At 35.9% G+C, this 19,146-nt stretch carries 16 protein-coding genes; 11 read left to right on the top strand and 5 right to left on the bottom strand.

Going from position 1 to position 19,146, the window contains the following annotated elements; genetic code table 11:
* Positions 1-11: 11 nt before the first annotated feature.
* Complete coding sequence (gene pyc / locus FG384_RS17200; protein ID WP_142643918.1) at positions 12-3,452, top strand: pyruvate carboxylase; 3,441 nt, start codon at positions 12-14, stop codon at positions 3,450-3,452.
* Positions 3,453-4,514: 1,062 nt separating this feature from the next.
* On the opposite strand, the gene FG384_RS17195 is transcribed toward pyc, so the two are convergent.
* The gene (locus tag FG384_RS17195) at positions 4,515-5,426 is read right to left on the bottom strand and encodes a COX15/CtaA family protein (protein WP_142643917.1); all 912 of its coding nucleotides are present in this window, start codon (positions 5,424-5,426) and stop codon (positions 4,515-4,517) included.
* 324 nt (positions 5,427-5,750) lie between these two features.
* On the opposite strand from FG384_RS17195, the gene cyoE reads away from it, so the two are divergent.
* The 7 genes from cyoE (at position 5,751) to FG384_RS17160 (ending at position 12,284) form a co-directional block, all read left to right on the top strand.
* Entirely contained in the window at positions 5,751-6,674 is a 924-nt protein-coding gene (gene cyoE / locus FG384_RS17190) for a heme o synthase (protein ID WP_142643916.1), read from the top strand.
* 100 nt (positions 6,675-6,774) lie between these two features.
* On the top strand, positions 6,775-7,857 hold the full coding sequence (gene coxB / locus FG384_RS17185) for a cytochrome c oxidase subunit II (protein ID WP_142643915.1): 1,083 nt from the start codon (positions 6,775-6,777) through the stop codon (positions 7,855-7,857).
* 33 nt (positions 7,858-7,890) lie between these two features.
* A complete protein-coding gene (locus FG384_RS17180) occupies positions 7,891-9,753 on the top strand; it encodes a cytochrome c oxidase subunit I (RefSeq protein ID WP_142643914.1) in 1,863 nt (620 codons plus the stop codon).
* A gap of 2 nt (positions 9,754-9,755) precedes the next feature.
* Positions 9,756-10,382: a cytochrome (ubi)quinol oxidase subunit III gene (locus tag FG384_RS17175; RefSeq protein ID WP_142643913.1), complete on the top strand. Its 627-nt coding sequence runs from the start codon at positions 9,756-9,758 to the stop codon at positions 10,380-10,382.
* Between the two features lies 1 nt (position 10,383).
* The gene (gene ctaF / locus FG384_RS17170; protein WP_142643912.1) at positions 10,384-10,719 is read left to right on the top strand and encodes a cytochrome c oxidase subunit IVB; all 336 of its coding nucleotides are present in this window, start codon (positions 10,384-10,386) and stop codon (positions 10,717-10,719) included.
* Between the two features lie 157 nt (positions 10,720-10,876).
* Positions 10,877-11,785, top strand: coding sequence for a cytochrome c oxidase assembly factor CtaG (ctaG, locus tag FG384_RS17165; RefSeq protein WP_142643933.1), 909 nt, complete (start codon positions 10,877-10,879; stop codon positions 11,783-11,785).
* A 37-nt stretch (positions 11,786-11,822) separates the two neighbouring features.
* Positions 11,823-12,284 carry a DUF420 domain-containing protein gene (locus tag FG384_RS17160; RefSeq protein ID WP_205961815.1) on the top strand — a complete coding sequence of 154 codons (462 nt, stop codon included), beginning with the start codon at positions 11,823-11,825 and terminating at the stop codon, positions 12,282-12,284.
* A gap of 496 nt (positions 12,285-12,780) precedes the next feature.
* Here FG384_RS17160 and ytvI read toward each other — a convergent pair whose 3' ends face one another.
* Both ytvI and FG384_RS17145 read right to left on the bottom strand, forming a co-directional pair.
* A complete protein-coding gene (gene ytvI / locus FG384_RS17150; RefSeq protein WP_240793462.1) occupies positions 12,781-13,842 on the bottom strand; it encodes a sporulation integral membrane protein YtvI in 1,062 nt (353 codons plus the stop codon).
* Between the two features lie 101 nt (positions 13,843-13,943).
* Positions 13,944-14,309 (bottom strand): YugN family protein, encoded by a 366-nt coding sequence (locus FG384_RS17145; RefSeq protein WP_142643909.1) that lies wholly within the window; start codon positions 14,307-14,309, stop codon positions 13,944-13,946.
* A 152-nt stretch (positions 14,310-14,461) separates the two neighbouring features.
* Between FG384_RS17145 and FG384_RS17140 the strand changes: the two genes are divergently transcribed.
* Positions 14,462-15,538 (top strand): CAP domain-containing protein, encoded by a 1,077-nt coding sequence (locus FG384_RS17140; protein ID WP_142643908.1) that lies wholly within the window; start codon positions 14,462-14,464, stop codon positions 15,536-15,538.
* Here the strand turns inward: FG384_RS17140 and FG384_RS17135 are convergent, their stop codons facing one another.
* Positions 15,539-16,270, bottom strand: a complete 732-nt coding sequence (locus FG384_RS17135) for an amino acid kinase family protein (protein ID WP_142643907.1) — start codon at positions 16,268-16,270, stop codon at positions 15,539-15,541. It lies immediately after the preceding gene.
* A gap of 138 nt (positions 16,271-16,408) precedes the next feature.
* Here FG384_RS17135 and FG384_RS17130 point away from each other — a divergent pair, with 138 nt between their 5' ends.
* Positions 16,409-17,839, top strand: a complete 1,431-nt coding sequence (locus tag FG384_RS17130) for a UDP-N-acetylmuramoyl-L-alanyl-D-glutamate--2,6-diaminopimelate ligase (RefSeq protein ID WP_166462474.1) — start codon at positions 16,409-16,411, stop codon at positions 17,837-17,839.
* On the opposite strand, the gene FG384_RS17125 is transcribed toward FG384_RS17130, so the two are convergent.
* On the bottom strand, positions 17,788-18,285 hold the full coding sequence (locus FG384_RS17125) for a PaaI family thioesterase (protein WP_142643905.1): 498 nt from the start codon (positions 18,283-18,285) through the stop codon (positions 17,788-17,790). The two genes, FG384_RS17130 and FG384_RS17125, sit on opposite strands and share 52 nt — an antisense overlap.
* Before the next feature lie 82 nt (positions 18,286-18,367).
* Here FG384_RS17125 and FG384_RS17120 point away from each other — a divergent pair, with 82 nt between their 5' ends.
* On the top strand, positions 18,368-18,817 hold the full coding sequence (locus FG384_RS17120) for a YlbF/YmcA family competence regulator (RefSeq protein WP_142643904.1): 450 nt from the start codon (positions 18,368-18,370) through the stop codon (positions 18,815-18,817).
* Positions 18,818-19,146: the final 329 nt, after the last annotated feature.

Genomic DNA, 19,146 nt, shown 5'->3' with positions numbered 1-19,146 from the left:
GGTGTTCGGGGATGAGAAAGATTAATAAAATTGTAGTAGCAAACAGAGGGGAAATTGCGATTCGAATTTTTCGAGCATGTACGGAGTTAAACCTTCGAACAGTTGCCATTTATTCAAGAGAGGATAGTGGTTCTTTCCATCGTTTTAAATCAGATGAGTCCTATTTAGTAGGTGAAGGAAAAAAACCGATTGATGCTTATTTGGATATTGAAGATATTATTCGTATAGCGAAGGAAAGCCATGCAGACGCTATTCACCCAGGGTATGGATTTTTATCAGAAAACGTTGAATTTGCAAGAAGATGTGAAGAAGAAGGAATTATTTTTATAGGGCCAACTTCTGAGCATCTAGATATGTTTGGAGATAAAGTAAAAGCCCGTGAACAAGCAGTCATAGCTGGTATTCCAGTTATACCAGGAAGTACTGGGCCAGTTGAAGATTTGGAAGATGTTCGTGCATTTGGTAAGCAATATGGCTATCCATTAATGATAAAAGCATCCCTAGGTGGTGGGGGCCGTGGTATGCGCGTTGTACCTTCTGAAGAAGATTTAATAAGCGCATATGAAAGAGCAAAATCCGAAGCGAAAGCTGCTTTTGGATCAGATGAAGTGTACGTAGAAAGATTTATAGATAAACCAAAACATATAGAAGTTCAAATTCTTGGTGATACACATGGAAATTTAATTCACTTATATGAGCGTGATTGCTCGATACAAAGAAGGCATCAAAAGGTGGTGGAAATTGCCCCTTCCAATTCTTTAAATTCAGAATTGCGCGACAAAATATGTCGTGCAGCCGTGCAATTAATGAACAATGTTTCATATATAAACGCCGGTACTGTAGAGTTTTTAGTGACAGATGAGGAATTTTACTTTATAGAAGTAAATCCTCGTATTCAAGTAGAACACACGATTACGGAAATGATTACAGGTATAGACATTGTTCATGCACAGATTAAAATTGCAGATGGGTCGTCGTTAACTAGCGAAGAGATTGGAATTCCTAGTCAAGAAAATATTCCTCTTTTCGGATTTGCGATACAGTCACGTGTAACAACAGAAGACCCATTAAATAATTTCATGCCTGATACAGGGAAACTTATGGTGTATAGGTCTGGTGGTGGATTTGGAGTTCGCTTAGATGCAGGAAACGGATTTCAAGGAGCGGTTATTACACCATATTATGATTCGTTGTTAGTGAAAGTTTCTACTTGGGGGATGTCTTTCAGGGAAGCTGCGGCTAAAATGGACAGAAATTTGCAAGAATTTAGAATAAGAGGGATTAAAACAAATATTCCTTTTTTGGAGAATGTAGTGAAACACCCAAGTTTTATATCGGGCCAATTTAATACAAGTTTTATCGATTCTACTCCCGAATTATTTTTATTCCCAAATAGAAAAGACCGTGGAACTAAACTGTTAAATTATATCGGAAACGTTACAGTGAACGGTTTTCCAGGAATAGAGCATAAGTCTAAACCTATTTTTAGTTCTGCAAGAAAACCGAAAATGGATTTGACAACTCAACCTAAACTAGGTACAAAGCAAATTTTAGAACAGCAAGGTGTGGAAGGGCTTGTCAAGTGGGTGAAGGAACAGCAAGGTGTTTTATTAACAGATACAACATTTAGAGATGCACATCAATCGCTTCTTGCAACACGTGTTCGTTCGTATGATATGTTTGGAATTGCAAAAGAATCTTCTCAAGTGTTGCATAATCTTTTCTCTTATGAAATGTGGGGAGGGGCAACCTTCGACGTTGCGTACCGTTTCTTAAAAGAGAATCCTTGGGACCGTTTGTTGAAAATGAGAGAAATGATTCCGAATGTTCTTTTCCAAATGTTGTTCCGTGGAGCTAATGCTGTAGGATACAAAAATTATCCGGATAATGTTATAAGAGAGTTTATTCAAAAATCTGCAGATGCTGGAATCGATGTATTCCGTATTTTCGATAGTTTGAACTGGATTAAAGGAATGGGAGTTGCTATTGATGCGACTAGACAGTCTGGAAAGATAGCAGAAGCTGCTATATGCTACACGGGAGACATTTTAGATCATACTCGTACCAAGTATACAGTCCAGTACTATAAAGATATGGCAAAGGAATTAGAAGCTGTAGGAGCTCATATTTTAGCGATTAAGGATATGGCTGGTTTACTTAAACCAGAAGCTGCATATAGGCTAATAAGTGAATTAAAAAGTACAGTAGATTTACCAATACATTTGCACACACACGATACTAGTGGTAATGGAATTTACACGTATGCAAAGGCAATTGAGGCTGGTGTGGATATTGTAGACACTGCATTAGGCTCAATGGCAGGTTTGACATCTCAACCAAGTGCTAGCACTTTAAGCTATGCGATGAAAGGCGGAAGTAGAGAAGTTATTGGGGATGTAGATGCTTTCGAAAAAATATCCTATTATTGGGAAGACGTTCGTAAATATTATCAAGATTTCGAAAGTGGGATGATGAGTCCACATACTGAAATTTATGTACATGAAATGCCAGGCGGACAATATAGTAATCTTCAACAACAAGCAAAAGCAGTAGGTTTAGGAGAGCGTTGGGAAGAAGTAAAAGAAATGTATTCCCGTGTAAATCTGTTATTTGGAGATGTAGTAAAGGTTACACCATCATCTAAAGTAGTTGGAGATATGGCTCTATTCATGGTGCAAAATAATTTAGACGAAATCTCCGTAATAACACGTGGAAAAATGATTGACTTTCCAGACTCTGTAATTGAGTTTTTTGAAGGATATATCGGACAGCCATTCGGGGGATTTCCAAATGAACTTCAAAAAGTAGTTTTAAAAGACCGTCAAGCGATAACAGTTCGTCCTGGTGAATTATTAGAGCCTGTAGATTTTCAAGCGGTGAGTGAAGAATTATTCAATAAATTAGGGCGCCCTGTTACAAATCAAGAAATTTTAGCATATACATTATATCCAAAAGTTTTTGAAGAATATTCTGCTACTGAAAAAAACTTTGGTGATGTTTCTGTACTCGATACTCCAACTTTCTTATACGGAATGAGACTTGGGGAAGAAATCGAAGTTGAGATTGAAGTAGGAAAAACGTTAATAATAAAATTAGTCTCTATAAGTGAACCAACAAATGATGGTAACAGAATAATTTATTTTGAATTGAATGGGCAACCACGTGAAATTTCTATTCAAGATATGACCATTGAAGTGAGTCATCTGACTAAACAAAAAGCAGATGTAACAAATGAACGGCATATTGGAGCTACTATGCCAGGTACTGTTTTAAAAGTTGCTGTATCAATTGGTAGTAAAGTAAAGAGAGGCCAACATTTACTCATAACGGAAGCGATGAAGATGGAAACGACTGTTCAAGCACCGTTTAGCGGTATTATAAAAAATATTCTAGTAGTCGCTGGCGAAGCAATCTCAACTGGAGATCTATTAATCGAGATTGAAAAAGAATAGAAAAAAGACTGTTTGACGTTATGTCAAACAGTCTTTTCAGATTGAAGACAAAAGGCATTTAGAATGTTCGTATTCTGAATGCCTTGTAAAAACGTACACAAGTTTATTGGAACGGAGGCGGCGACTCCTTTGGAGACAGCGCGCCCAGGTGAGACCCCGTAGGAGCCTCATGCGTCGCGCTAAATTCTTTAAATGAAATACAGCACATAGTTCCTATAAAAATAATAATTTTGAGTTTTTCAGTGGCCTCGCTGCTCTCGTGCGGGGTTTTGGACGCTCCGTTTTTTCGCAGGATTCTCGTAGATTTTTCCTTTATGTATAAGGAATCTAGTAGTTGTTATGAGAAGGTATCCCTAAAGCAAATAAAATTAAAGTGATTAGCTAGAAAGGGTTCCATATTTTTTCAAATAAAATGAATGAAGACTAGTTGAACGGAAAAAACTACTCGCTTTTCGCGGAGAATCGCCAATCCTCACTACAATAAAGGACACTGAAAACCCATCTTTGTATTAATAAATACTTTTTCATTTCTAGAAAATCGTTGAAGAAGGCGACACTCCTGCGGGAATAACGTTAGTCGAAGACCCCGCAGCAAAGCGAGGAGACTGAGGCAACGCCCGCGGAAAGGGAGCCGTGTCAACGATTTTCTTATTTATTGGGCGATTGGACAACCCCCTCTAGCAAAGTCGAATTATTAGGAATTTTTCAGTGTCATCCACACTCTACTTTTTTAGTTCTAGAAAATCGTTGAAGAAGGCGACACTCCTGCGGGAATAGCGTTAGTCGAAGACCCAGCAGCAAAGCGAGGAGACTGAGGCAATGCCCGCGGAAAGGGAACCGTTTCAACGATTTTCCTATTTACTGGAATATTAGACTACCTCATTTGGCAAAATCGAATTATAGGGACTTTTTCAGTGTCCTCAACCTGCGCCGAGGAGGCTCACGTGCCGCCTCGGAAAGCGTTCGCCGTAGTGGAAATCAACGCTAGTTTTAGTCAATACCATTTGAATGAAAAAAGACTGTTAACAAACCCAAATTTTTGAGTTTGTCTACAGTCTTTTTTCACTTTTGTAATCGACTTCTCGAAAGCAATAAAATCATATAACATAGTAATCCAAATAACAAAGAGATAAATAATGAGTGTAATAACGCAACATATAAGTTTAACTTTGTTAAAACTACCAACATACCAGTAACACCTTGAGAAAGTACTAGAATTAATGCGATAATCCAACCCCAATAAATAGCACGTTGGTCTTTATAGTTCTTAATAACATGAATAGCAGTTATTAATATCCAAATAATAATTAGTCCTGCTGCTGCTCGATGCCCCATTTGAACCCATTCATATAAGTTGGTAGGCAAAGAAAACTCGTCATTTCTGCAAAGTGGCCAATCTCTACAGATTAAACTAGATTCTGTATGACGAACTAGAGCTCCAGAATAAATAACTACATATGAATAAAGTGTAACTCCAATTGTATGAAATTTTAATGTTTTACCAATTCTAATTTTATCCGTGTCAAATTTTCGATCGACTTCAAAAATTAGTAATGTAAGTAGTAAAACTGCTGCAAATGAAATAAGAGAGATTCCAAAATGAAGAGCTAAAATGAAATCACCTTGTCCCCATTTTACTTGTGCAGCTCCAATGAGTGCTTGGAGTACAAGGAAAAAGACAGCCATAATTGATAAGAATTTCGTTTCACGTACATTTCCCAGGGCACGCCAAGCCCAAATAGCTAAGGCTACGATTAAAAATCCTACGGCTCCTGTAACAACTCGATGAGAGAATTCGATTAACACTTCTGAAGTAATTTCGTCGGGAATTAGCTGACCATTACAACCAGGCCAATGTCTTCCGCAACCCATACCGCTGTCGGTCTTTGTAACAAGAGCTCCTCCTAGGAGAATGAGTAGCATTCCAACAGTAGAAGCAACAGCTAACCATTTTAAATTTTTATGAATGTGCAATGCGCCACCTACTTTATGTATCTTGTTCGTCTAAAAAAGACGGTATCTGCTTTTAGATAATATCGAAACATCGGGGAAAATACAATGTTTATCCACTGAACACTTGTAGATGAAATTAGCATTTCACAAATTGTTCATAAATTCGTACTTGAACCTTCACAAATGAATGAGCAAAATGATTTACTATTGATATGTTCACTTATTAAAGGGACTCAACTAGAACTTATTATTCGAAAATACTTTTTTCACTATAGAAATTATAGAGGTTTTTCGATATAGTAAAAGGTAGCGGAATATGCTTACAACATTGAAAGGAGGGGCAGCATGTCAAATAGTCATTTAATTACCGCTACTACCGAGACTGACAAGGATCCAGAAACAACTTCTTTCATCAAAGACTTTCTAGCACTTATTAAGATTGGGATTGTCAATTCGAATTTAGTAACGACGTTTACTGGTATTTGGTTAGCTTTTCAATTTACTAACCGTAATTTTCTTCACGAATTAGATTTGTTATTTTATACACTATTTGGTGCAGCGTTTATAATTGCTGGATCTGGGGCAATGAATAACTACATAGACCGAGATATTGATCCAATTATGAAGAGAACGAAAGCGAGACCTACAGTTACTGGAAGGTTTAAACCGACTGCCGTGCTGATAACTTCTCTTACTTTATTAGTTGTAGGTGAAATTTTGTTATTTATGGCTTCAACTTCTGCGGGAGTTTGGGGACTGGCAGGTATTATTAGTTATGTAGTTCTTTATTCTATGTGGTCAAAACGAAAGCATGTTAGTAATACGGTAGTAGGAAGTATATCTGGTGCAATTCCTCCACTAATCGGATGGGCAGCAGTAGAACCGGGCTTAAGCTTTGGAGCTCTTGCATTATTCTTAATCATGTTCGCTTGGCAACCACCGCATTTTTATGCTCTGGCTATGAAACGAACAGAAGAATATAGAGCGGCTGGTATACCAATGCTACCCGTTGTAAAAGGATTCGAACGCACGAAACGCTCAATGCTTCTATGGGTACTTCTTTTGTTCCCATTACCATTTTTGTTAATGGAACTTGGAATCTTCTTTCTCATTTTAGCAACTGCTTTAAATATAGGCTGGCTATTACTTGCGTTGAAAGGCTTCCGGGCAAAAGATGACCTGAAGTGGGCTTCTCGTATGTTTGTTTATTCATTAAACTATATGACCATCCTATTTGTATCAATGATCATCTTTTCAATTTTTATTTAACTACTGGAATTCTTTCTTTAGTCAACAAGAATTCACATAAAACAGTACCACAGTCCAATTGCACATGAATACAACTATGAAAGAGGGGTTTGATTTAGCTATGATGAAAGGGCTTAAAAAATGGCGACTTTTTTCACTGTTAGCAGCTCTAACGATTTTCTTATCGGGTTGTGGCGAAGAATATTTATCAACGCTAACACCTGCAGGACAAGTCGGAAGAGATCAATATAATTTATTATTACTATCTTCAGCTATTATGGCATTAGTTATTTTAGTAGTAGTAATTATTTATGTACTTGCTTTAGTGAAATTCCGACGTTCAAAAGTAGGAGAAAATGTTATTCCTAAACAAGTTGAGGGAAGTCATACTTTAGAAATTATTTGGACAGTTATTCCAATCATACTGCTATTAATTCTTGCTGTTCCAACTGTTGCTTATACATATAAGCACGCGGATGTAGCTGGAATGAGTGAAGTAAACGAAGAAGGTAATAAGACAGCAGTAACTGTAAATGTAACTGCGAAACTTTATTGGTGGGAGTTTGAATACCCAGATTTAGGTATTGTTACTGCACAAGAACTTGTAGTACCTACAAATGAAAAAGTTTACTTTAACTTAAAAGCTGCTGACGTAAAACACTCATTCTGGATTCCAACAGCTGGCGGTAAAATGGATACAAACGTAGAAAACGTAAACCAATTCTATTTAGAATTCGATAAAGAATCTGCTGGATTGAAAGATGGCGTGTTCTACGGGAAATGTGCGGAACTTTGTGGTCCTTCACACGCATTAATGGATTTCAAAGTAAAAACACTTGATCGTAAAGACTTCGATGCTTGGGTAGAGTCAGCTAAATCAACTGAACATGTTGCACAAGGTGATCTTGCTACTCAAGGGGAAGAAATCTTCAACACAAGCTGTATCGCTTGTCACGCAACTTCTGCGGCAGGAACTGCTGGAAGCATGGGTCCTAACTTAGGTACATTTGGTGACCGTAATCGTGTTGCAGGATTCATGGATCATGACAAAGAAAATTTAAAAGCTTGGATTAACGATCCACAAAGTTACAAACCAGGTAACGTGATGCCACAACCTGAAGCAATCAACAATGGCGACAAATTTAGTGAGGAGCAATTAGATGCTCTTGCAGAATACTTAATGGGATTATCTGTTGAAAAGTAATTCAATAGATATAAAATGAGGGAGGTTAAAGTTGTGAGCTCTATCGCAAAGAAAAAAGGCTTTGGCGCATCTGTATGGGACTATTTAACAACAGTAGACCATAAAAAAATCGCTATCCTTTACCTCGCTGCCGGTGGGTTGTTTTTCGTAATCGGTGGTATTGAGGCAATGCTTATTCGTATTCAATTAGCGAAACCAGATAATGATTTCGTGAGTGCGGGTTTATTTAACGAAATTATTACAATGCATGGTACAACAATGATTTTCCTTGCGGCCATGCCGATATTATTTGGATTTATGAACGCAGTTATGCCTTTGCAAATTGGGGCACGTGACGTAGCGTTCCCATTTCTAAATGCACTTGGATTTTGGTTATTCTTGTTCGGTGGTATTTTCCTTAACCTATCTTGGTTCATGGGAGGCGCACCTGATGCAGGATGGACTTCTTATGCATCATTATCACTAGCGTCACCTGGGCATGGGATTGACTTTTATGCTCTAGGACTTCAAATTTCTGGTGCTGGTACTTATATTGGAGGTATTAACTTCCTTGTAACAATTATTAATATGCGTGCTCCAGGTATGACTTACATGCGTATGCCGTTAATGACTTGGACAACATTTGTTGCTAGTGCACTAATTCTATTTGCTTTCCCACCATTAACTATTGGATTGTTTTTCTTAATCCTTGATCGTATGTTCGGAGCAAACTTCTTTGATCATACAATGGGTGGTAATACAATTATTTGGGAGCATTTATTCTGGATTTTCGGGCATCCTGAAGTATATATCTTAATATTACCTGCTTTTGGTATTTTCTCTGAGATATTCGCATTATTTTCTCGTAAACGTCTTTTCGGTTATTCATCCATGGTATTTGCGACTGTTTTAATCGGTTTCTTAGGATTCATGGTATGGGCTCACCATATGTTTACAGTAGGTTTAGGACCAACAGCTAACGCAATTTTCGCGGTTGCGACAATGGCTATTGCTGTTCCTACAGGTATGAAGATATTTAACTGGTTGCTTACGATATGGGGAGGAAGTATTAAAGTTACAGTTCCAATGTTGTACGCTTTAGGATTTATTCCTTCATTCGTAGCGGGTGGGGTAACTGGTGTTATGCAAGCTGCTGCTCCGCTTGACTACCAATTACATGATTCATACTTTATCGTTGCCCATTTCCACTACGTAATTGTTGGTGGGGTAGTGCTTGCAATTTTAGCAGCATTGCATTTGTATTGGCCTTTAATGTTCAACCAAATGTTAAGTGAAAAACTAGGTAAATGGACTTTCTGGTTCTTCTTTATCGGTTTCCACATGACATTCTTTATTCAACATTTCTTAGGTCTAATGGGGATGCCACGTCGAGTATTTACATTTAGAGCAGATCAAGGTTGGGATTTATTCAACTTAATCAGTTCAATAGGTGCTGTATTCATGGCAATCGGTGTTATTATTCTTGTTATTAACATCATTATTACAGTTGCTAAAAATGTACCTGTTGGAAATGATCCTTGGGAAGATGGTCGTACGTTAGAGTGGGCTATTCCTCAACCAGTACCATTCTATAACTTTAAACAAACTCCACTTGTTCGTGGACTTGATACGTTCTGGATTGAAAAACAAGAAGGTAATAAAGAAGGAATGACATATGCAGAACCAATTTCTGATATCCATATGCCTAATAATTCATTTATTCCTTTTGTAATGACTGTTGGTTTATTTGTAGCTGCTTTTGGAGCTCTATACAATGGAGAAAAAACATGGGCTGTTCCTGTATTAGTACTTGGTTTAGCAATTACACTTCTTTCAATGGCAGTGCGTTCATTGAAGGATGATCATGGTTATCATATTCATAAAGAAGATTTAATGAATGAAAAAGGGGGTAAATAATAATGGACTTTAATACGAAGTACACCCCACAAACTTGGCCAGAACATCCAGAGCAAGTAACTTTAGAAGGTAAGAATAAGTTTTTAGGTTTCTGGTTGTTTCTAGGTGGAGAAACTGTACTATTTGCTAGTTTGTTTGCTACTTATTTAGCACTTAAAAACAAAGGGCCAAGTGGTATGGAGTATTCAACTCAAACATTATTTGAACTACCACTTGTATTTGTAATGACAATGTTACTATTAACATCTTCATTAACAAGCGTTTACGCTATGTATCATATGAAAAACCATAATTTTAAAGGAATGCAAACTTGGATGGCAATTACTGTTCTTCTAGGTCTTGGATTCTTATGTTTAGAAATTTATGAGTTTAATCACTATGTCCATATTGGCTTTACATACGGACAAAGTGCTTTCTCTTCTGCTTTCTTTACATTAGTTGGAACTCATGGTATCCACGTTGTTATTGGATTGGTTTGGATCATTTTACTAATTTTACGTAATGCAAAACGTGGATTTAGTTTGTATAATGCACCAAAATACTATACTGCTTCATTATATTGGCACTTCATTGACGTAGTATGGGTATTCATCTTTACAGTAGTATACTTGATGGGAGTTGTTGGTTAATATGTCACACGACGCTCAAGTTTTTGTGAAATCCCAAACAGAATTCGAATATAGTAAGCGAAAAAGAAAAGAAGCAATGCGCAGTCAAATAACTTCATTTGCAATTATGATTTTTTTAACATTAATTGCATTTAGTGCAGTTGCTGCAGGATTTTCCAAATACTATATCGCCCCAATAATTTTATTACTAGCTGCAGTTCAAGTAGTATTACAACTTTACTACTTCATGCATATGAATGAAAAAAATCATGGTATAGCAGCATTCTTCTTGTACACAGGCGCGTTATTTGCATTTACATTCATACTAACGTTCCTAACAATTATTTGGTGGGGTTAATAAAATGATAAAAAAAACGAGACTTAGAATATTCTTTGTCTCGTTTTTCTATTCTTTAATGCCAACCTCTTTTCTGATTTGTCATAGTTCGTTCATTGAAGTTATAGCAATAGAGCATTATAATAAGGGAAGAAATGTAGAAGGAGCGAGAATACGTATGCCTTTAAGTATATTTGGTTTTCAAGCATTATGGAGTCCTGTTATGATTGGCGTTTTAGTTGTAATAACGATATTATATTTTCTCATTACTGTTAAATGGAGAAAAGACTTTAAAGTATCAGAACCTTTAAGCAAGAAAGAAGTTGCATATTTTCTAACAGGCTTAGTAATATTATATGTTATTAAAGGGTCCCCAATTGATCTGATGGGACATATTATGTTTTCATTTCATATGACGCAAATGGCTTTATTATTACTTTTGGTCCCACCTATTTTAATGAAAGGTATTCCGTGGTGGGTATGGAAAGTAGTTATTGACCTTCCAGTTGTTAGGAAAGTTTTTCCTATTTTAACTAAACCTTTATTTGCACTAATTACGTTTTCAGCTTTATTTTCTATTTACCATATTCCTTTAGTTTTTGACTACATTAAATTAGATGAGGGGTTACATAGTACATATACATTCATCTTGTTTATTTCAGCAGTTTTCATGTGGTGGTCAATTGTCGATATAAAAGGAGAACGAAAGCTACACGGATTGAAAAAAATCGGTTACATTATAGGTAGTGCCGTTTTAATAACACCTGCATGTGCTTTAATTATATTTTCAGGAACACCATTATATGACACATATTCTAATCCAGACGCTTGGCTAAAAGCGATGGAGCTTTGCGTGCCAACTAGTACGCTAGCTGGTCTTTCCTTGTCTGGACCAGAGCTATTCTCTAATATGCCACCATTTGAAGATCAACAGCTTGGTGGTATTATTATGAAAGTGATTCAAGAAATTATTTATGGAGTTCTACTATTTTCCATTTTCTTTGAGTGGTATCGCACAGAGCAAGAGAATGCAGATGACATAACAAAAGAGGCTTTGGATAATCTTCATAATTCGAGCAGAGCTTAACAAAATTAAATACATGTTTTTTCGAGGAGAATGAATGATGAGTTTACCAGTGTTACCTACTATAAGCACGTTTTTTATCGTATTAAGTGCCGTCTTAGTAGCAATTGGATGGATATTAATAAAGCAAAAAAATATCGAGGCACATAAAAAAACAATGTTGGCTGCTGCTATATCTGCATTAATATTTTTTATTATCTACGCTTCTCGAACAATATTTATCGGGAATACAGCATTTGGTGGACCTGACGATATAAAAATATATTATACTGTGTTTTTAATCTTTCATATTACATTAGCGACAACTGGTGCTGTTTTTGGTATCGTAACTATCTATTTAGGGTTAAAGAACAATATTGTGAAACATCGTAAAATTGGGCCAATTACAAGTATTATTTGGTTCTTTGTAGCAATAACAGGTGTTGCAGTTTATCTACTACTTTATGTGTTTTATCATGGAGGAGAGACAACTTCTGTAATAAAAGCAATAATTGGTGGATAATGAATACAAGTATATAAAGAAATAAACAGGGTTGGGACAGAAGTACTTTGGGATAACAAATCCGAACGATTATGCAGGAGTAGATTATCTCTTCCTGTAATCGTTCGGATTTTTAGTTTAAACTATGCAGCAACAAAAGGAAGAGGGCATAAGGCTGCCGCTGCGAAAAGTTACTCGCTTTCCGCGGGCAAGCACTGAGCCGCTTCGTCGCTGGCGCTCCTGCAGGGTCTCAGTACGCTTGTTCTTCCCGCAGGAGTCTCGCCAACTTTTTTCCGCTGTAATTGGTCCTCTACCTAGGATTGCAGCGGAAGGCGACGACTCCAACGGGAATAGCATGAGCTGAAGATCCCACAGTGGGCCGGTTTTGCCCGCGAGGAAGCTGAAGCCATGCCCGTGGAAAGCGTTCGCCTGAAGCGGAAATCCGGTGGTGTTTCTGCCGATCAGAATGTTCGTGTTTCTCCTAGAAGTTTAAAGTTCTGTCCTAGCCTCGTTTTATTTATATTTTGAAGTTAAGTTTTATCATTCCTGATTCTTTAGCAGTAATAAATAGAATTACAATTAGAGGTCCTATTAAAAATCCAAGGAATCCAAATAATTTAGCGCCTATGAACATTGCTATTAGTACCGCTAGAGGGGATATTCCCATTTGTGATCCCATTATTTTAGGTTCGACTGTCCTTCTAATTATGATTAATATAACTGCAAGAATAGTAAGCTTTGTTCCTAATACAGCATCTCCTGTAAGGAAATGATAGAGTGCCCAAGGTGCAAGAACAATGATAGAACCTAGAATGGGTATAATATCAACAATCCAAATAATAATAGACATCACAATAGCATATTTTGGTACAATAATAAATAAGCCAATGAGGGCTGCACCTAATATAAAGAAGCTCGCCAAGATGTTTGCTTTAACAAATCCAAAAGCTACTTTCTTTATGCCTTCTGACATGAATCGTACTTTTTCAGCTGTACTCTCAGATAAATAGTGGAAAAATTTAATGCGTAATTTTTCTAAATCTAGCATAAATAAAAATAAGGCGACAATAAACACGATAAAGCTCACTAAAAAGTTTGGAATATTCGTTAAGAGTGCTGTAATATTTGAATAACTAAGTAAATCAAGAAGGGAATCTTGCAAACTTTTTAATGTATCTTCGAATTTTTTTTGTATGGAAGTCACAACTTCTACAGGTAAACCTTCAGTATACTTAAATAGATTATTTTGCATATCTATCCACATTCCGGTCAAATTGTTTAAATAATTTGGAACTACTTTAGTTGTGATTATTAACTGACTAATAAGTTTTGTAATACCAAAATATAGAATTGCGGTAATGATAGTTAAAAATAAGATGAAGTTGGTAATGACAGCTGGTTTTCTAGACCATTTAAATGTTTGTTGCGTAAATTTGACAATGGGTTCAAGTAAAATAGCAGTAAGCAAAGCTAAGACGATTGGAACGGATACAGGCAAGATAAAAATAGCAATCAATAAAAGGAAAAGGAGAATAAAAAAGTATTTAATATATTTTTTATTGAAAATCCTATTTAGCAATAGCGATACCTCCTTTTCTTGTTTGTTACATTAAGTATAGACAAAATTTGTATTTTTGAACATGAAAAAACGCCAGAGAAAATTTCTCTAGCGTGTTCTTATTAAGCGTTTATTTCGAAAGCTTTTAAATCTGCTTTAAGAGCTGTTAATGTTTGTTCACATGACTTTAATAAATGATTAGGGAATACTTCATCTTCTCCATACTCTACTCCGTGTGGATAGTAGTGTTTCCCAATAACTGGTTTTAATAATGTGATGTTTCCTTCATGTGCTCCTACATCACCGTCTTTAGTGAAGCCAAACACTCGAAGATAGTATGTGCCTTCTTTTATCTCATACTTTTTGTCATAAGTTACGCGTTCGTAATCCCATTGACCTGCACGGATTAATCCGTTCTTTTTCATAAGGTCATCTAATAAATTAAGTTCCATGACAGTGTTTTCTATACCTGTATTTTCGAAATACATTGAATTGTCCTCCTTCACGTTCAAAATACCAAAGAATACTTTCTCATTAATATTAATTCAAATTTGAAAATGTTGCAATGACAACATTGTGTCTTTGTGTATAAGCTTGTTATACTAGTGGAAATGGAGTAAACGTTAAGGAGTAAAATGAGATGAAGAATCTATTTAGAATACTTATTGCTATTGCTATAGTACTAGTAGTTTTTATATATTTTGATAATCCAGTACAGGAAAATGAACTTATTACTGGGTCGAATAACTCCGGACAGGTTATTCCTCAAGAATCAACAGAGATAGTAGAAACAAACAGTATTTTTTCAAGACCTAACAAAGGTATTTCGGTGTTGATTGGCAAATCGTCACAAGAAGTAACCAAATTGTTAGGGAAGCCAAATCGAATTGAACCCACTGTATTTGGATATGATTGGTGGGTTTATAATAACTCTTTTTCGAACTATCAATTAATAGGAATATCAGAAGATACAGTTACACAAGCTTTTGTAGTTGGGAACAAAGTGGATGTAACACCATATAAAATTGGACAATCATTAGAAGATATTTACAGATTTACAATAGTACAGCCGGAAATAACTATATCTATTGACTCGAATGTCTATACTTTTTCTTTAAATGATAAAGATATAAATAATCGAATATTAGTTCAGTTTGATGATTTATTAGCAATACTATACATTGATTCTCAAGATAATGAATTAGAAGCAGTTCGGTTTTCAGATCCTAAAACTTTATTATTACAAAAACCATATGATATTTTGTACAATGGCAAGATGATAGAAACTACAACACCGTCTTCTTCTTTACAAGTTTCAGTTGATCGTGCAAATGAGCGTCAAATATTTGAAATAACGAATGTATATAGGTTGAGGCATGGATTAAAGGTTCTAGAGTCTGAATTGGAGTTGCAAAATATTGCAAGAACCCATAGTGAGGAAATGGCCAAAAACAATGTAGTGATCAATGAGTCATTTGAAGTCCCTAAATTTAGTGACACATTAAGGCACTCTTCAATTGATTTTACACGTGCAGGAGGAAATTCAGCAGCTTTTTATTTTGATGCTGGCGAAGCCGTGAATGGGTGGTTAAATTCAAAAGGCCATAGAGACACAATTTTAGGGAAATGGTATACACATACGGGAGTAGGAGTATATGGTAATTATTACACTCAAAATTTTATTGAAAGACCAATTGCAAAAGAAGATAAACAATAATTAATGAAATACAAATGTTCCATCTCTTTCTTCATATAGAGAACGGATATGCAATGGTACTTTGTGAAGAGCAGCAAATTTGGCTGCTTTTTTTTGTATGATTTCAACCGGTTCAATAATTATTTTTTGTAACTCTTCGTAAGACATAGTAGTGATTAATTGGACGGATTTATTTTGAAAAGGATCGGAAGTCATCACTCCTGGAACATTTTTATAAAATTCCACGACTTCTGCATTTAAATGATGTCCATATACTACAGCAGTTAGATCACTTCCACCTCTACCTAATGTAGTAAATGTGTTTGTATGTTCAGAAATACCTTGAAATCCGGGCACTATTATGCACGGGAATTCATGGAATACTGCTAATAATTTATTTGTATCCACTTTTAATATATCCGCATTTCCATATGCTTCATTTGTTATTATTCCTGCGCTTTTCCCATACAAGAGAGTAGCAGGAACACCTTCCTTTTTAAGCTCTGCGCATAATACAGAGGCAGAGATTAACTCACCACATGCAGAAAGTAAATCTGATTCAACACTATCGTTAGATCTAGGTATTAGATCTAGAAGACTATCAGTTGAGTAGTATTGACCTTTTCTTCCCATGGCAGATACAACAACAAGCACTTTTTGGTGGTTTATGAGCGCTTTTTGGATTCGTGCAATAACTAATTGTCTACTTTGACGATCCTGCATAGCAATACCACCATACTTTTGCACAATCATAACTTCATCCACTTTACTCGTGACATTTCAAACACTCCGTTCATACGATACAAGGAATTCATTTTACTTTATGCGGGAATACAAGAATGGTGTAGGGAGTGGATAATTATTTATCCTTTAAAAGAATTATTAGAAGGATTGCAGTATCAGATTATTGGCAACTTAGCGTGTGTAAAAATAAACAGATGTATTGATCATTCTAAACAAATTAAGGAAGGAGATGTATTTGTTTCACAAACAAATGATCGAACATATATAGAAGAAGCAATTCAAAGGGGGGCTATTGCCGTCTTGACAGAAGTTTATATTCACGACTGTAGTGTTCCCCAAATAATTATTCCAATAGAAATGAACTGTTTTATTCAAAGAATATCAACTATTTCATATGAGCTATACGGAAAGAAAATGAAAACAATCGGAATAACAGGGACGAACGGAAAAACAACAGTTGCGTCATTTATTGGACAGCTATTAATGCAACAAAGTAAATCAGTATGTGTAATAGGAACATTAGGTGTATTTGTTAATGGACAAAAAATAGAACTATGTTTACGAAGCAATACAACATTACCATTTTATGATTTTATACAAGTTGTAAAATATTGTTACGAACAAAATGTGGAGTTTATCATACTGGAAGCATCATCTCAAGGATTGTTAGATCAAAGATTAAGTAACTATCCTATAGATGTTGGTGTATTTCTGAATATCGGAAAAGACCATATTGAATTTCATGGTGGAATGGTCCCATATAAGAAATCAAAAGAATTGCTTGTTTTACAATCCAAGAAGCTAGTTGTTAATGATGATGATTCTTGGTGTAAGTCAGTAGGCAATAGAGCTCATATACCAGTAACTCGATTTGGAGAAAACAAAAAGAATGAAGTAGTATATCAAAATATAGACTATACAAATGAGAATGTAAAATATAGATTTCGTATAAGCAATGAAGAACTGCAAGTAGAAATGACTAATAGTGGTTATTATAATGGGATGAACCTAGCTGCAGCAATTGCAGTGTTAGTTGCTTTGCGAATACCACTTCGTGAAATTAGAACAGTAAAACTTCCTAAAGGGCGATTAGAACGCATTAATAATAAAGAGGGGATTGAGGTATTAGTTGACTACGCACATACCCCTGATGCTTTAGAAGCTAGTTTATCAGCAATTTCTGCTTACGCGAAACAGAACGTATTTGTTGTTTTTGGATGCGGAGGAAATCGAGATAAACAAAAAAGAAAGTGGATGGGGGAAGTAGCTACTAAATTTTCAACAAAAGCTATTATTACAAACGATAATCCGAGAAATGAACATCCTGATGATATTATCAATGATATTATGTGTGGGGCGGATAAAGGAAAAGTAATAATTCAAAAGGACCGCAAACAAGCAATTATTTTAGCTTTAAGTATTGCAAAAAAAGGAGATATCGTATTAATAGCAGGAAAGGGACATGAGCAAGAACAAATTATAGAAGATTCTGTTGTCCCTTTCTCTGACCATGAAGTAATCAGGAATTATTTTGAAGAGTTAGATGGATTAATGACAAAAAAAGATCCAGTAGCATAAGCAATTCTTTTGCCATTTGGTTGCGTTACTGTACATTCTAAAACTAATGTTTGACGACCTCTATGTAAATAGGAAGCAGTAGCAATTAATGTTTTCTCGGTTGCTGCTTTCACAAAATGAATAGTTATATTGGATGTTACAGCACCTTTCCCTTCAGGTAGCAAATCTTTGTTTACAAGAAAACCCATCGCATTATCTGCTAGTGTAGTAATGATACCGCCATGAGGCATATCAAAGCTATTATGAGTAAGTGGAGTTACAGGTAGTGTAACGATACAAGATTCATTTTCAAACTGTGTGTCCATATGAAAAACTGCGTTTAAATATGTAGGAGCTTCTTTTTGTTGTTTATTACGTAACCCTTTTAAGAAATCCGTTAGTATACCAATTTCAACTTCGGAAGCATTTTCTGTTACTTGATTTATCAAAGATTGTAATTCATTCATTATTTTTACTCCTAACAACAAGTTAATAGTTTAGCAATTGTTTCTAGTTTTCTGTTATGATGAAAGAGTGGAGGTATACAATATGATAATGACCAACGAATGGGCCACAATAATGGACCAGTCAGATATTCTATGTAATATGGTTCTAACCTCTGAACAATTTTATCAATACTTAAATGCACATCGTGCTGTATATACAAATTCGAATCTAGTTCGTGAGATAAATCATTTCACCAAACTAAAAGATCAATACGAAGAGGTTCAACGATTCGGAAAATACCATCCAGATTACTCAACTGTCATGAAGGATATTCGAGTAACTAAAAGAAATCTGGATATGGTAGATGTAATAGCAACTTTGAAAGTTGCTGAAAACGAGTTGCAAGATTTATTAGATGAGATTAGTCTAATTATTGGTAAATCCGTTTCAGAAGGTGTCAAAGTGCCAGTGAGCAATCCATTTTTTTCATCAAGCGGTTCCAACTGTGGAAGTGGCTGTGGATCAGGTGGCTCTTGCTCCTGTTCTGCATAATAATGATTGTTTTAAAAAAGGATGTGTGCAAATGCCTAGAGGCGTGCACACATCCTTTTTTTAGGACAAGAAAGCATAACCTTTTCTACTAGTATCTATGCAGATTCAAAGTAGGCGCACCTTGCGCTTTTTTAAAAAATAAGAAAGTATGTCATGAACACAGTATTCATGGTCTTTTTGTCAAAGGATTCCGTTACAAGCGGACGCTTTCCGCGGGCGAGCGACGAGCCTCCTCCTACGCTTCGCTACGTGCGGGGTCTAGTCTGTCTCGCTTTCCCCGCCGTAGCGGAAATCGACGATATTTCTACGGTTACTCTTCTTATAAGGAC

This window comes from Psychrobacillus vulpis (assembly GCF_006861825.1).
Lineage (GTDB): Bacteria > Bacillota > Bacilli > Bacillales_A > Planococcaceae > Psychrobacillus > Psychrobacillus vulpis.
Note: the sequence above shows the minus strand (reverse complement) of the source record. Positions and strands in the feature narration are given on the sequence as shown.

Bases quoted from the DNA above. Each gene is read 5' to 3' on its own strand.
- FG384_RS17145 (WP_142643909.1), bottom strand. From the start codon at position 14,309: ATGTATTTCGAAAATACAGGTATAGAAAACACTGTCATGGAACTTAAT.
- FG384_RS17160 (WP_205961815.1), top strand. From the start codon at position 11,823: ATGAGTTTACCAGTGTTACCTACTATAAGCACGTTTTTTATCGTATTA.
- ctaF (WP_142643912.1), top strand. From the start codon at position 10,384: ATGTCACACGACGCTCAAGTTTTTGTGAAATCCCAAACAGAATTCGAA.
- FG384_RS17175 (WP_142643913.1), top strand. From the start codon at position 9,756: ATGGACTTTAATACGAAGTACACCCCACAAACTTGGCCAGAACATCCA.
- coxB (WP_142643915.1), top strand. From the start codon at position 6,775: ATGATGAAAGGGCTTAAAAAATGGCGACTTTTTTCACTGTTAGCAGCT.
- cyoE (WP_142643916.1), top strand. From the start codon at position 5,751: ATGTCAAATAGTCATTTAATTACCGCTACTACCGAGACTGACAAGGAT.
- ctaG (WP_142643933.1), top strand. From the start codon at position 10,877: ATGCCTTTAAGTATATTTGGTTTTCAAGCATTATGGAGTCCTGTTATG.
- pyc (WP_142643918.1), top strand. From the start codon at position 12: ATGAGAAAGATTAATAAAATTGTAGTAGCAAACAGAGGGGAAATTGCG.
- FG384_RS17125 (WP_142643905.1), bottom strand. From the start codon at position 18,285: ATGAATGAATTACAATCTTTGATAAATCAAGTAACAGAAAATGCTTCC.
- FG384_RS17140 (WP_142643908.1), top strand. From the start codon at position 14,462: ATGAAGAATCTATTTAGAATACTTATTGCTATTGCTATAGTACTAGTA.
- FG384_RS17135 (WP_142643907.1), bottom strand. From the start codon at position 16,270: ATGATTGTGCAAAAGTATGGTGGTATTGCTATGCAGGATCGTCAAAGT.
- FG384_RS17120 (WP_142643904.1), top strand. From the start codon at position 18,368: ATGATAATGACCAACGAATGGGCCACAATAATGGACCAGTCAGATATT.